Annotated in this window: 9 protein-coding genes; 2 read left to right on the top strand and 7 right to left on the bottom strand. The window is 52.9% G+C overall.

Annotated features, from left to right (window positions below; all coding sequences use genetic code 11):
• Positions 1 to 237 precede the first annotated feature (237 nt).
• A complete protein-coding gene (ubiG, locus tag OGY15_RS08360; RefSeq protein WP_151224749.1) occupies positions 238 to 966 on the bottom strand; it encodes a bifunctional 2-polyprenyl-6-hydroxyphenol methylase/3-demethylubiquinol 3-O-methyltransferase UbiG in 729 nt (242 codons plus the stop codon).
• A 158-nt stretch (positions 967 to 1124) separates the two neighbouring features.
• Here ubiG and gyrA point away from each other — a divergent pair, with 158 nt between their 5' ends.
• Positions 1125 to 3761, top strand: coding sequence for a DNA topoisomerase (ATP-hydrolyzing) subunit A (gene gyrA / locus OGY15_RS08365; RefSeq protein WP_286538921.1), 2637 nt, complete (start codon positions 1125 to 1127; stop codon positions 3759 to 3761).
• Between the two features lie 42 nt (positions 3762 to 3803).
• Here the strand turns inward: gyrA and OGY15_RS08370 are convergent, their stop codons facing one another.
• From OGY15_RS08370 to atoS, 6 genes are all read right to left on the bottom strand, one after another.
• The gene (locus tag OGY15_RS08370) at positions 3804 to 4988 is read right to left on the bottom strand and encodes an acetyl-CoA C-acetyltransferase (protein WP_286538922.1); all 1185 of its coding nucleotides are present in this window, start codon (positions 4986 to 4988) and stop codon (positions 3804 to 3806) included.
• Positions 4989 to 5018: 30 nt separating this feature from the next.
• Complete coding sequence (locus OGY15_RS08375) at positions 5019 to 6341, bottom strand: TIGR00366 family protein (protein WP_187253443.1); 1323 nt, start codon at positions 6339 to 6341, stop codon at positions 5019 to 5021.
• Complete coding sequence (locus OGY15_RS08380) at positions 6338 to 6988, bottom strand: 3-oxoacid CoA-transferase subunit B (protein WP_151219893.1); 651 nt, start codon at positions 6986 to 6988, stop codon at positions 6338 to 6340. The genes OGY15_RS08375 and OGY15_RS08380 overlap by 4 nt, the downstream gene beginning before the upstream one ends.
• A gap of 2 nt (positions 6989 to 6990) precedes the next feature.
• Positions 6991 to 7650 (bottom strand): acetate CoA-transferase subunit alpha, encoded by a 660-nt coding sequence (gene atoD / locus OGY15_RS08385; RefSeq protein WP_286538923.1) that lies wholly within the window; start codon positions 7648 to 7650, stop codon positions 6991 to 6993.
• A gap of 198 nt (positions 7651 to 7848) precedes the next feature.
• Positions 7849 to 9234, bottom strand: coding sequence for an acetoacetate metabolism transcriptional regulator AtoC (atoC, locus tag OGY15_RS08390; protein WP_286538924.1), 1386 nt, complete (start codon positions 9232 to 9234; stop codon positions 7849 to 7851).
• Complete coding sequence (gene atoS, locus OGY15_RS08395) at positions 9231 to 11069, bottom strand: two-component system sensor histidine kinase AtoS (protein ID WP_151219890.1); 1839 nt, start codon at positions 11067 to 11069, stop codon at positions 9231 to 9233. The genes atoC and atoS overlap by 4 nt, the downstream gene beginning before the upstream one ends.
• A gap of 168 nt (positions 11070 to 11237) precedes the next feature.
• On the opposite strand from atoS, the gene rcsC reads away from it, so the two are divergent.
• Positions 11238 to 14084 (top strand): two-component system sensor histidine kinase RcsC, encoded by a 2847-nt coding sequence (gene rcsC, locus OGY15_RS08400; protein ID WP_286538925.1) that lies wholly within the window; start codon positions 11238 to 11240, stop codon positions 14082 to 14084.
• Positions 14085 to 14119: the final 35 nt, after the last annotated feature.

The raw sequence follows: 14119 nt of genomic DNA on the forward strand, positions 1-14119 counted from the left end.
GTGCGCGTCTTATAAGGCCTGGCGGGGATGTCAATAATTGAGAAAAAAAATAGAAATTTTGATCGAGTGCTGATTTCTTCATCTAAGGTAAGGAAAGTTCTTATGATCTGGCGCAAAAATTGCTGTGTCGGTACTACTCAGGATTGGTAGGCCTGATAAGCGAAGCGCCATCAGGCATTGTTCCCATTAGCATGCCGGATGGCGGCGTTGAACGCCTGATCCGGCCTACTGAAGCGCTTAATCAATCCTGGCGGTGGTATGCACCATATAGTTCACATCTACGCCCGGGCCGAGTTTGAAGGTGTTGGTGATGGGGTTGTAGTGCAGGCCAGTCATATGACGCTCTTTCAGCACGGTCTGGTCAACCCACTCTAACAGTTCAGCAGGCTTAATAAATTTTTTCACATCATGCGTGCCTTTCGGCACCATCCGTAGAATATATTCCGCGCCGACCACCGCCATCAGCCAGGATTTGCCGTTGCGGTTAAGCGTGGAGAAAAACACTTCGCCGCCTGGTTTAACCAGTCTGGCGCAGGCTCTGACCACCGACTGCGGGTCCGGTACGTGCTCCAGCATTTCCATGCAGGTCACAACGTCATACTGATGCGCATGCTTATCCGCATGTTCTTCGACAGTTTCTTGTATGTACTCCACCTGGATGCCGCTTTCTAAGGCATGCAGTTTTGCTACCTGTAACGGTTCAAAGCCCATGTCCAGCCCGGTGACGGTTGCGCCTTCGCGCGCCATGCTTTCCGCCAGAATGCCGCCGCCGCAGCCGACGTCGAGTACTTTTTTACCAAACAGGCCGCCTGAGCGTTCAGTAATGTAGCCCAGGCGCAGTGGGTTTATACGGTGTAGTGGCTTAAATTCACCCTCAAGATCCCACCAGCGCGACGCGACTGCTTCAAATTTGGCAATTTCTTCATGGTCAACGTTGTGAGTAACCGGGGGTTTTTCGGCATTCATTGGGGCTTCTACTCCTAAATTTGCGATGCAAATGAGTATATCAGCCTGACAGGATGAATAAAGCCTCTGTCAGGGGGAATCCATTTACCTGAATCTTCACGTATGTGTTATAATTTGCGACCTTTGAATCCGGGATACAGTAGAGGGATAGCGGTTAGATGAGCGACCTTGCGAGAGAAATTACACCGGTCAACATTGAGGAAGAGCTGAAGAGCTCCTATCTGGATTATGCGATGTCGGTCATTGTTGGCCGTGCGCTGCCAGACGTCCGAGATGGCCTGAAGCCGGTTCACCGTCGCGTACTTTACGCCATGAACGTATTGGGCAACGACTGGAATAAAGCCTATAAAAAATCTGCCCGTGTCGTTGGTGACGTAATCGGTAAATACCACCCTCATGGTGATATCGCCGTTTACAACACCATTGTTCGTATGGCGCAGCCATTCTCCTTGCGTTACATGCTGGTAGATGGTCAGGGTAACTTTGGTTCTGTCGATGGCGACTCCGCAGCGGCGATGCGTTATACGGAAATCCGTATGTCGAAAATCGCCCATGAGCTGATGGCTGACCTGGAAAAAGAAACGGTTGATTTCGTCGATAACTACGACGGCACCGAACAAATTCCTGATGTCATGCCGACCAAAATTCCTAACCTGCTGGTGAACGGTTCGTCCGGTATCGCGGTAGGTATGGCCACCAACATTCCGCCGCACAACCTGACGGAAGTGATCAACGGCTGTCTGGCATACATTGACGATGAAGACATCAGCATTGAAGGGCTGATGGAACATATTCCGGGTCCGGACTTCCCGACCGCCGCGATCATCAACGGTCGTCGTGGTATTGAAGAAGCCTACCGTACCGGTCGTGGCAAAGTGTACATTCGCGCCCGTGCGGAAGTCGAAGTGGATGCCAAAACAGGCCGTGAAACCATCATCGTTCATGAAATTCCGTATCAGGTGAACAAAGCGCGCCTGATCGAGAAAATCGCTGAGCTGGTAAAAGACAAACGCGTTGAGGGTATCAGCGCGCTGCGTGATGAGTCTGACAAAGACGGTATGCGCATCGTGATTGAAGTCAAACGCGACGCGGTCGGGGAAGTGGTTCTGAACAACCTTTACTCCCAGACCCAACTGCAGGTTTCCTTTGGTATCAACATGGTTGCATTGCACCATGGCCAGCCGAAGATCATGAACCTGAAAGATATTATTGCTGCGTTTGTACGTCACCGCCGTGAAGTCGTAACTCGCCGTACTATCTTTGAACTGCGTAAAGCCCGCGACCGTGCCCACATCCTTGAAGCGCTGGCGATTGCGCTGGCGAACATCGATCCGATCATCGAGCTGATCCGCCGTGCGCCAACCCCGGCAGAAGCGAAAGCCGCGCTGGTCGCGCGTTCGTGGGAGCTGGGCAACGTTTCTGCCATGCTGGAACGTGCCGGTGATGACGCCGCGCGTCCTGAGTGGCTGGAGCCAGAATTTGGTGTGCGTGACGGTCAGTACTACCTGACTGAACAGCAGGCTCAGGCCATTCTGGATCTGCGTTTGCAGAAACTGACCGGCCTTGAGCACGAAAAACTGCTCGACGAATACAAAGAGCTGCTGGAGCAGATCGCTGAACTGCTGCATATTCTGGGCAGTGCCGATCGTCTGATGGAAGTCATCCGTGAAGAGATGGAGCTGATTCGTGAACAGTTCGGTGACGCGCGTCGTACCGAAATCACCGCGAACAGCGCTGACATCAACATCGAAGATCTGATTAGCCAGGAAGATGTTGTCGTGACCTTGTCTCATCAGGGCTACGTGAAATATCAGCCGTTAACCGACTACGAAGCACAGCGTCGTGGGGGTAAAGGCAAATCTGCAGCACGAATTAAAGAAGAAGACTTTATTGACCGCCTGCTGGTGGCCAACACCCATGACACAATCCTCTGCTTCTCCAGCCGCGGTCGTTTGTACTGGATGAAGGTTTATCAGTTGCCAGAAGCCAGTCGTGGCGCGCGTGGACGTCCAATCGTCAACCTGCTGCCGCTGGAAGCTAACGAGCGTATTACCGCGATTCTGCCGGTACGTGAGTACGAAGAGGGCGTAAACGTCTTCATGGCAACTGCCAGCGGTACCGTGAAGAAAACGGCGCTGACCGAGTTCAGCCGTCCGCGTTCAGCCGGTATCATTGCGGTTAACCTGAACGAAGGCGATGAACTGATTGGCGTTGATCTGACGTCTGGCTCCGACGAAGTCATGCTGTTCTCTGCTGCCGGTAAAGTGGTGCGCTTTAAAGAAGATGCCGTTCGTGCGATGGGGCGTACCGCGACCGGCGTACGCGGTATCAAACTGGCGGAAAGCGATAGCGTTGTCTCGCTGATCGTTCCGCGCGGTGAAGGCGCTATCCTGACCGTGACCCAGAACGGCTACGGCAAACGTACGGCGGCGGAAGAATATCCGACCAAGTCTCGTGCGACCCAGGGCGTTATCTCCATCAAAGTCACCGAGCGCAACGGTTCCGTTGTGGGCGCAGTGCAGGTTGAGGATACCGACCAGATCATGATGATCACCGATGCAGGTACGCTGGTGCGTACACGCGTGTCGGAAATCAGCGTGGTAGGGCGTAACACTCAGGGCGTGATCCTCATCCGTACTGCGGAAGATGAAAACGTTGTGGGTCTGCAACGCGTTGCTGAGCCGGTTGATGATGAAGAGCTCGACTCCATCGACGGCAGCGCTGCTGAAGGGGACGATGATATCGCACCTGAAGCGGAAAGCGATGACGATGCGGCGGACGACGCTGAAGAGTAATTAAAACGTTATAAAAAGGGCCGGAGAAATCCGGCCCTTTTGTTAGTTCATTCGTTCCACAATCATCGCGATTCCTTGACCGCCGCCAATGCACAGCGTGGCAAGTCCAAGCGTTTGATCTCGTGCCTGTAGCGCATGCAGCAGCGTCACCAGAATTCGCGCACCGCTGGCACCAATGGGATGTCCTAGCGCAATTGCCCCGCCGTTGACGTTAACCTTTTGCGGATCGAACCCCAGCGTTTTGCCGACGGCAAGAAACTGCGCGGCAAAGGCTTCGTTGGCTTCAATAAGATCGATATCGGACAGTTGCAGTCCGCTCAGCTGTAACGTTTTTTGTGTGGCTGGAACCGGCCCCATTCCCATCATAGCCGGTGCCACGCCGCCGCTGGCCCAGGCTTTGATCCGCGCCAGCGGTTTTAGCCCAGCCGCCAGTGCCGCAGACTCTTCCATTACCACTAATGCCGCCGCGCCGTCGTTGATCCCTGAGGCGTTACCTGCGGTAACTGTTCCTGTTTTATCGAAGGCTGGCCGCAACGCGGCGAGACCTTCTGCCGTCGAGTCAGCTTTGGGGAATTCATCACGATCAAAAATGATGGTTTTCTTCCGTGATGACACGCTCACGGGCACGATTTCAGCCTGAAATGCGCCAGATTCAATTGCGGAAACGGCTTTACGCTGTGATTGCAGAGCCAGCTCATCCTGCATTTCGCGGCTGATACCATACTCTTTGGCGACATTTTCTGCAGTGATCCCCATATGGTAACCATGCTCGGCGCAGATCAGGCCATCGCGCAGAATGACGTCAGACAATTGCCCGTCACCGAGGCGATATCCCCAACGGGCTTTCGCGTCTAACAGGTAGGGAGCCAGGCTCATATTTTCCATACCCCCCGCGACGATCGCCTGGGCTTGTCCCGCTTTGATTGCCTGGGCGGCAAGTGCCACGCTTTTCAGGCCAGAGCCGCACACTTTGTTGACGGTAAAGCCGCAAACGGTGTCGGACAAGCCGCTTTTTAATAATGCCTGACGCGCCGGGTTTTGGCCGAGCCCTGACTGCAACACGTTGCCCATAATCACCTCGTCCACGCGCAGTGGGTCAAGGTGAGCGCGCTCAAGAGCGGCTCTAATGACGGTTGCTCCAAGCTCGACGGCTCCCGTAGTTGCCAGTGCGCCGTTAAAACTGCCGATTGCGGTACGAGCCGCGCTGACGATGACACAGTTTTTCATTTTTCAGTTCCTTTAAATAAGAGGTTGCCGTCAGAACAAGGTCAATCCAATAACAAAAATGATGCCGGAGAAGAGCAGGGCGGTGATGCAGTACCCCATGATGTCGCGTACCCCCAATCCGGCGATGGCCAGAGCAGGGAGTGCCCAGAACGGTTGTGCCATGTTCATCCATTGCTCACCGTAGGCGATGGCCATGACAGATTTGCCAAGATCGGCACCCAGCGCTTGAGCAGCAGGCATAACGAACGGTCCCTGAATAACCCAATGGCCACCGCCGGATGGCACGGCGAAGTTAATCAGTGCTGAACTGAAGAAGGTCATCAGCGGGAAGGTATCTTTGTTGGCAACGTTGATGAAAAACTCGGTAATGAGCCCACCGAGACCGGAGTGCTCCATCATCAGCTGAATGCCCGCGTAGAAGGGGAATTGCACCAGAATACCGGCTGTGCTCCGTGCGGCAGCGCTGACCGCGCGCATATAGGCCATCGGTGTTTTGTGCAGCAGTAAACCGGCAATCATAAACATCAGGTTGACGGTATTGATGGTGATGTTGAAACCCTTCTCGGCAAAGTAGATGCCCAGATAGGTAATCCCTAATGCGCCGATAATCAGTGCCAGAATGCGGCTCTCTTCCAGTTTTTCAGATGGCGGCGCATCTGGCGGCAGTTTCTTCTGAAAATCAGCCTCTTCCAGTAACAGTTTCGGATCGATGCTCACCACATCTGAAGGTTTTGGCGTCATCATGCGTGTGATGAACGGCATCACCACAATCAGTGCCACGGTGATGAAGATATTGAAACCGGTGAACAAGGTATCCGCGACAGGAATCAGCCCCGCTATGTGCTCGACCGGGTTGCCAGGCGTTGCCGCCAGCAAAGGCATTGAGCCGGAGAAACCACCACCCCAGGTCAAGAACCCAATATAAGCGCAAGCAATCAGTAACGGATAATCGGAACCCGGTACCCGACGGGCGACTTCGCGGGCAAACATCGCCCCGACCACCAGACCAAATCCCCAGTTAATAACGCAGGCCACCGAACCAAAAAAAGTGACCAACATTACGCCCTGAGCAGGGGTTTTGGCGGCGGATGCCGCCGTACGCAGCAGGCTTTTCACCGGCCCGGAACTGGCTAATGCATGGCCGGTTACGATGATCAGCGCCATCTGCATACCAAACGCCAGCAGGTTCCAAAAACCGTCCCCCCAGAATTTCACCATGCTGATGGGCGTCTGAGGCGTTAACCATAATGCGATGCCAAAAGTCAGCAACGTTAATAACATGGCGAAAATGAGCGGGTCGGGCAGCCAGCGGCTGACCACCCGTGTCATAAAGCGAGCGATGCGGCCAATCATGCGTCACCTCGCTGGATGCGAAGATCGTCGGCAATATCAAAATGGGCTTCGGTTTTTTCACGCAGCGTAGCGATGTCGCAACCTTCGACGATTTCAGTCAGCCACATTTTGCCGTCAATAAAGCGAAATACGGCAAGCTCAGTGACCAGCATGTGCACAGCATGTTGCGCAGTAAGCGGCATGGTGCATTGGCGCAGGATTTTCGCAGAGCCGTCTTTCGCGCAATGTTCCATGGCGATAATGACTTTACGCGCACCGGTCACCAGATCCATCGCGCCACCCATGCCGGGCACCATTTTTCCGGGAACCACCCAGTTGGCGAGGTTGGCCTGCTCATCGACCTGCAACCCGCCAAGCACGCAAGCATCAACGTGACCGCCGCGAATAAGCGCAAATGACATCGCGCTATCAAACATCGCCGCGCCCGGCAAAATACCGCACGGTTGGCCGCCCGCGTTAACCAGGTCAGGATGCGCGGCGGTCACCGGGCCCAGTCCCAGAAAACCGTTCTCGGATTGCAGAGTAATGTGAATATCAGCGGGCAAGTAATTGGCTACCATGGTTGGCAGGCCGATACCTAAGTTGACGATATCGCCATCGCGAAGCTCTTGCGCCACACGGCGCGCAATACGTTGTTTAGCATCCATGATTAGCTCTCCTGTGGAATGACGATATGGTCGATAATGGCGCCCGGGGTAACAATCTGGTCAGGCTGCAGCTCACCTGTTTCCACCATTTCATCCGGTTCAACCAGCGTGATGTCAGCGGCAAGGGCAATCAACGGGTTAAAGTTACGGGCGCTGAGCTGGTAGGTGAGGTTGCCAAGCATGTCAGCGCGGTGGGCACGAATAAGCGCTAAATCGGCGCGCAATGGACGTTCAAGCAGCCAGGTTTTACCTTCGAGCGTCATGGTCTGTTTGCCATCTTCCACGATGGTGCCGACGCCAGTGGGCGTCAGAAAACCGCCAAGACCCGCGCCGCCGCAGCGGATTTGCTCGATCAGGGTACCTTGCGGAACCAGTTGAACGTCCATCTCGCCGGCGATCATGCGGCGACCCGTTTCCGGGTTGGTACCAATGTGCGAAGCGATCACTTTGCTTACCCGCCCATTGACGATCAGGGGGCCGATACCGGTATCGACAAAGGCGGTATCGTTAGCGATTAGCGTCAGATCTCTGACGCCGGATTCAAGCAGGGCTTCAACCAGACGAGGTGGTGTGCCAACCCCCATAAAACCACCGACCATGATGGTCATGCCGTCACGAAAGAAGCCCGCAGCGTCTTGTAAGGTAATCAGTTTTGTTTTCATTATGTTTCCCTTTTTGCATACTCCATTTTGGGTACGCTTAGGGAATTGCAAGCAGGGTGCCAGAATGAAAAAGGTGAAGTGAAATTAATTAACCTATTGAAATTATGCGGTTATTTATCTTGTGTTTTTGAAGGAAGGATGGAGAAACTATGCAGAGTTTTGCGCAGTGTGCAAAATTCTGCATAGCAAATTTACGTATCAGGAACCGGATGGATCGATGTCGTACTCTTGTAATTTATACATCAGAGCGCGGCGGCTAATGCCCAGCATCAACGCCGTGCGGGTGCGATTGCCGTCCTGACTATCGAGGACTTCAAGGATAATGCGTTTTTCCTCACGCTTAATCTCTTCTTTCAGATTGCGTTCCCCGGAATAAGTCGGTTTTGTCTCTGTCGTAGCGCTAACCAGGTTGCGGAACGGGTCGGGGAGATCGTCGGCAAAGATCACTGCGCCGGTATTCATTACGACTGCGCGTTCGATGACGTTTGACAGTTCGCGAATATTACCCGGCCAGGGCCAGGCGGTGAGGAGCGACAGCGCCGTTGAGTCGATCTCAATAATATCTCGCTGATTTTCAGAGCTAAATTTTTGTAAAAAATGGTTTGCTAATAAGGCAATATCTTCACGACGCTCGCGTAAGGGAGGCAAAGTCAAATGGATAACGTTGAGCCGGTAAAACAGGTCTTCGCGAAATGTTCCTTCTTTCACCATCGTTTGCAGACAGCGGTTGGTGGCAGCGACGATGCGAATATCAACGCGAATGGTCTGGTGTCCGCCGATGCGTTCAAACTCTCTCTCCTGCAAAATACGCAGCAGTTTAGCCTGCAGCACCAGCGGCATCTCACCAATTTCATCAAGCAATAACGTTCCCTGATGAGCGCGTTCGAACAACCCCTGGCGCAACGTCTGTGCCCCGGTAAACGCACCTTTTTCGTGACCAAATAGCTCGCTTTCCAGCAGCGACTCAGGCAGAGCCGCGCAGTTAACTTTAATAAACGGGCCGTTGGCGCGTGTGCTGTTGTAGTGAATGGCGCGCGCGATCAGCTCTTTTCCTGTACCACTTTCACCGCTTATCAGGACATTTGCTTGTGAGAGGGCGATTTTCGCCGTGTCTTTACAGATATCCATCATTCGTGGGCTGTTGGTCAGAATATGCCCCCACTGCCAACTGGTGCTCAACGCTTTATGCAGATTACGGATTTCCTGTTTCATTTCCTGCAATTGCAACGCGCGTTGAATCACCATGCTTAGCTCGTCGAGATCAAAGGGCTTAATCACGTAGTCGAATGCGCCGCTACGTAGAGCTTCTACTGCAGTTTCTACTTCGGCATAGGCGGTCATCAAAATGACGGGGATGCGTGGTTGCTGCGTGCGCATGACTTTCAGCGCGTCGATGCCATCCATCTCCGGCATGCGAATGTCCATCAGCACCACGTCGGGCTTAATTTCGCTAAACAGGCTCAGGGCGGCTTTCCCGTCGCTGGCGTCATGCGTTTCATGTCCCTGCAGGGAAAATGCGGTGGCAAGCATACGGCGAACATTTTCTTCATCATCTACGATGAGAATACGGTAGGTCGTTTTCATTCTGACGGATTTCCCTGCGGGTTAAGAGGTAAAATTAGGGTGAATATCGCCCCGCAGCCTGGCTGGCTGGTGACGCGGATATCCCCTTGATGCGCGTTAATGATGCGCTGGCTCAGCGCCAGTCCAAGGCCGGTGCCTGATGCTTTTGTAGTAAAAAAGGGATCGAATATTTTCTTCTGGATGGCGAGATCGATCCCGTTGCCATTATCTTCAATCGTCACGGCCTGTTGCGAGGCCGAGTATTGCCAGGTGCGAATGCGAATCTCGCCACGCGCAGCTATAGCCTGTACCGCATTGATTAAAATATTGAGGATCACCTGTTTGAGAAGTTCGCGATCGGCGACGATTGGCGGCAGTCTGGGATCTAATTCCGTGGTAAAGGCGATCCGAGCCTGAAGGCCAGCGGTTTGCACCAGGATTAGCGTTTCTTCAATTAGCGCATTGAGCTGAATCTGTTGCCATTGGCTTTGTCGGGGACGTGAGAAATCTAACAGCTGTTGAATAACTTTATTAATGGAATCAATTTCATTTAGCACAACAGATAAATATTCTTGATGCTCCGGTAGAGAGGTTTGCTGGCGGATGATTTGGACGTAGCCACGAATTGCGGTCAGCGGATTTCGCACTTCATGCGCGACTCCGGCCATCAGTTCACCTAAGGTGGCAAGCCTTTCGGTTTGCGCCAGCCGACGCTGGGCCTCTTTACGCGCGGTTAAATCGGAGAAAATAACCAGTGCGCCAATCAGCTCGCCGTGGGCGTTATGGATCCTGCTCGTGGTGACGCTGATTTCAATGGTGCGTTCACGTCCCGGAAAGCTAATCTCCTGGGCTACATGTTCTGTGCCGTGTTCAAGAGTGTCCAGTACCGGACTATAAAATTGTGTGTTGGCAAAGAGCGTCGCGTAGGACTGTCCAACCAGCTCATGCAGCGTATAGCCGGTTATCTGCTCTGCCGCAGGGTTCATGGTGGTGACGTCACCCTGCCTGTCGATGGCGATCACTCCATCGGCAGCATTTTCAATAATCAGATCGTTAAGGGTTTTGGTTTCTCGTAGCGTTTGCGCCAGCGCATTGACGCTATGGCTGATTTGTCCCAACTCACCGGGGAGTTCAGGCAATCTGGCGGGCGTTTTTTGTGCCAGCGTTGAGAGTCCATCGGTGATAATGTCAATATTCGCACTGAGGCGGCGTGAAAAGTGTACGATGAGTAGCAGGCTACAGATAAGGCCGGCAACCAGGACAGCAATAATCCTGACATCCATTTTCCAGGCCTGCTGGCGGATATCTTCAGTTAGCTCATTGGCCCAGATATAGCCAATAACCTTACCCTGGCGCTCTATGGGGATCATGGAGTTGAGTATATCGCCGCGTACCTGTCGTCCTGAATAGACCACAGGCAAGTTGCTACTCATCACTTCGCGTCCGGGATGATCTTCGGTGATAGTAATACCTACGTTGCTTTGGTAGAGCGCAGAGGGGGCGTAAGTGATAATGGCATCCAGTTCTTTGTTATAATACCCAGCACCAATGCCGGGAAACGCCTGCGTAATCCGTTCGGTGACGGGGGCTAACTCATGATTAAGTGCGCGAATACGCGCTTCACGCGGCAGATTTGGGTAGTGACTGAAGCTGTCGCCTAACGCATCGTTTAGCAGGGTTATCACCGATGACAGTTTTTTCTCTTTTTCAGATAAGACTGCTGAACGGCCTTCAGTTTCTACGATATAACCTATAGATATCGTCGGAATGATGACCATCAGAATTGCCATCATGATCATTTGGTTGCGTAATCGCCGTGGGTATAACCGACGAGCCAGCCATCTCAGGTCGCGCATTCTGACATCCGTGCAGTATTTTTCAGGCAAACGATGATTATCACGGGTTAAGACAATGGTTTCAGAGCGGTGTTTCATATTCCCGTAAAGAGAGGGCATTGCGACGCCGGACATTTACCGCTACCTTAACGACACTCTATTAATGCCCTGAGGCGGAGCTTCGCCCCTTTGAAATACCTTGCTTCCGTTCATTCAACGCTAAAAGTCTCTCGCTATCTGTTCAGGGCGTTGGCGCTCCTGATTTGGTGTCTAATCGCGTTTGCCTCCGTTTTCTACATCGTGAATGCGTTGCACCAGAGAGAGTCTGAGATTCACCAGGAGCTTAATCTCAGCTCCGATCAGGCGCAACGTTACATTCAGCGCACCTCTGATGTGATTAAAGAACTGAAATATATCGCGGAGAATCGCTTAACGGCGGAAAACGGCGTGATGTCGTTGCGGGCGCGGGATGATAAAACCGTCGTGCCAAACTTTGAGCCGCTGTTTGCCGACTCTGACTGCTCGGTGATGGGCAATACCTGGCGAGGTTCGCTGGAATCACTGGCGTGGTTTATGCGCTACTGGCGTGACAACTTTTCCGCGGCCAATGATTTGAACCGCGTGTTTCTGATTGGCAGCGACAACCTTTGTATGGCTAATTTCGGCCTGCGTGATACGCCGGTTGAACGTGACGGGGCGCTGAAGGCGCTGCATGAGCGCATTATTAAGTATCGCAATGCGCCGCAGGACGAAAACGGTAACAACCTGTTCTGGATTAGCCAGGGGCCGCGGCCAGGAGTCGGCTATTTCTATGCGCTGACGCCGGTATATCTTGCCAACCGACTGCAGGCGCTATTGGGTGTGGAACAGCCTATTCGCATGGAGAACTTTTTCACGCCGGGCAGTTTACCAATGGGAGTGACAATTCTTGATGAAAATGGTCATGCGCTAATTTCGCTTACCGGTCCCGAGAGTAATATTAAGGCTGAACCTCGCTGGATGCAGGAGCGTTCCTGGTTTGGCTATACGTCGGGTTTTCACGAACTGGTGCTGAAGAAAAATCTGCCGCCGTCAGCGCTGAGCATTGTGTATTCCGTGCCGGTCGACCTGGTGCTGGAGCGAATCCGCATGATGATCCTGAATGCTATCCTGCTGAATGTGCTGGTTGGCGCGGCGTTATTTATGCTCACGCGCATGTATGAGCGGCGCATTTTTATTCCTGCGGAAAGCGATGCTCAGCGGCTGGAAGAGCACGAGCAGTTTAACCGTAAAATCGTGGCTTCCGCGCCGGTTGGCATTTGTATTCTGCGCACGATGGATGGCATTAATATCCTGAGTAATGAGCTGGCGCATACCTATCTCAATATGCTGACCCATGAAGACCGGCAACGGTTAACACAAATTATCTGCGGTCAGCAGGTCAATTTTGTTGATGTGCTGACCAGCAACAATACCAATCTGCAAATCAGCTTTGTACACTCGCGCTATCGTAATGAAAACGTGGCAATTTGCGTGCTGGTTGACGTCAGCGCGCGCGTTAAAATGGAAGAGTCATTGCAGGAGATGGCGCAAGCGGCGGAGCAGGCGAGCCAGTCCAAATCGATGTTCCTTGCGACCGTGAGCCACGAGCTACGCACGCCATTGTACGGTATAATTGGTAACCTTGATTTGTTGCAAACCAAAGAGTTACCCAACGGAGTGGATCGCCTGGTGACGGCGATGAACAACTCTTCCAGCCTGCTGTTGAAGATTATTAGCGATATTCTCGATTTCTCGAAAATTGAATCTGAACAGTTGAAAATTGAACCGCGCGAGTTTTCACCGCGTGAAGTAATGAATCATATTACGGCTAACTATCTGCCGCTGGTGGTTCGCAAACAACTGGGGTTGTACTGCTTTATCGACCCGAATGTCCCGGTTGCGCTTAATGGCGATCCGATGCGTTTACAGCAGGTGATTTCTAATCTGCTGAGTAATGCTATCAAGTTTACCGATACCGGCTGCATTGTGCTCCACGTGCAATGTAACGGCGACTATCTCAGTATTCGCGTACGTGATACCGGGGTCGGGATCCCAGCCAAGGAAGTCGTCCGGCTATTTGATCCTTTCTTCCAGGTAGGTACTGGCGTTCAGCGTAATTTCCAGGGAACCGGGCTCGGTTTGGCTATCTGTGAAAAACTGATCAGCATGATGGATGGGGATATTTCCGTCGATTCAGAACCGGGAATGGGTAGCCAGTTTATGCTGCGTATTCCGCTGTATGGCGCGCAGTATCCGCTGAACAAAGGTATCGATGGGCTTGTCGGCAAACGTTGCTGGCTGGCGGTGCGCAACGCGTCGCTGTATCAGTTTGTTGAATCCAGTCTGACACGTAACGGGATGACGGTGCTGCGTTATGAAGGGCAGCAACCGGATGCAGATGACCTGCTGATTGCCGACGATGTGCTGGACCAGGAGTGGCAGGGACGGGCTGCGGTAATTTTCTGCCGCCGTCATATCGGTATTCCGCTGGAAAGAGTGCCGGGGGAGTGGGTACACAGCGTGGCATCACCGCATGAACTGCCTGCGCTGCTGGCGCATATTTACAGCGTTGAGCTGAGCAGTGAAGAGCTTTCCACGGCGCTGCCAGTCCCGGATAAAGTGGGGGCGACCAACGATGACATGATGATCCTGGTGGTCGACGATCATCCTATTAATCGGCGTTTACTGGCCGATCAGTTGGGATCGTTGGGATATCAGTGTAAAACGGCGAATGACGGGGTGGACGCGCTTAATGTGCTGAGCAAAAACCATATCGACATTGTGTTGAGCGACGTCAACATGCCAAATATGGATGGTTATCGCCTGACGCAGCGTATCCGTCAGTTAGGGTTGACGCTGCCGGTTGTCGGGGTGACGGCAAACGCGCTGGCCGAAGAGAAGCAGCGTTGCCTGGAATCAGGTATGGATAGCTGTTTGTCTAAGCCAGTGACATTAGATGTATTAAAGCAAACGCTGACGGTTTACGCGGAAAGAGTGAGAAAGACGCGGGGATAAAAAAAGCCTGATGGCGTTATGCACATCAGGCTTTT

The organism is Citrobacter sp. Cu231 (assembly GCF_030332265.1).
In the GTDB taxonomy this organism is placed as follows: domain Bacteria; phylum Pseudomonadota; class Gammaproteobacteria; order Enterobacterales; family Enterobacteriaceae; genus Citrobacter; species Citrobacter meridianamericanus.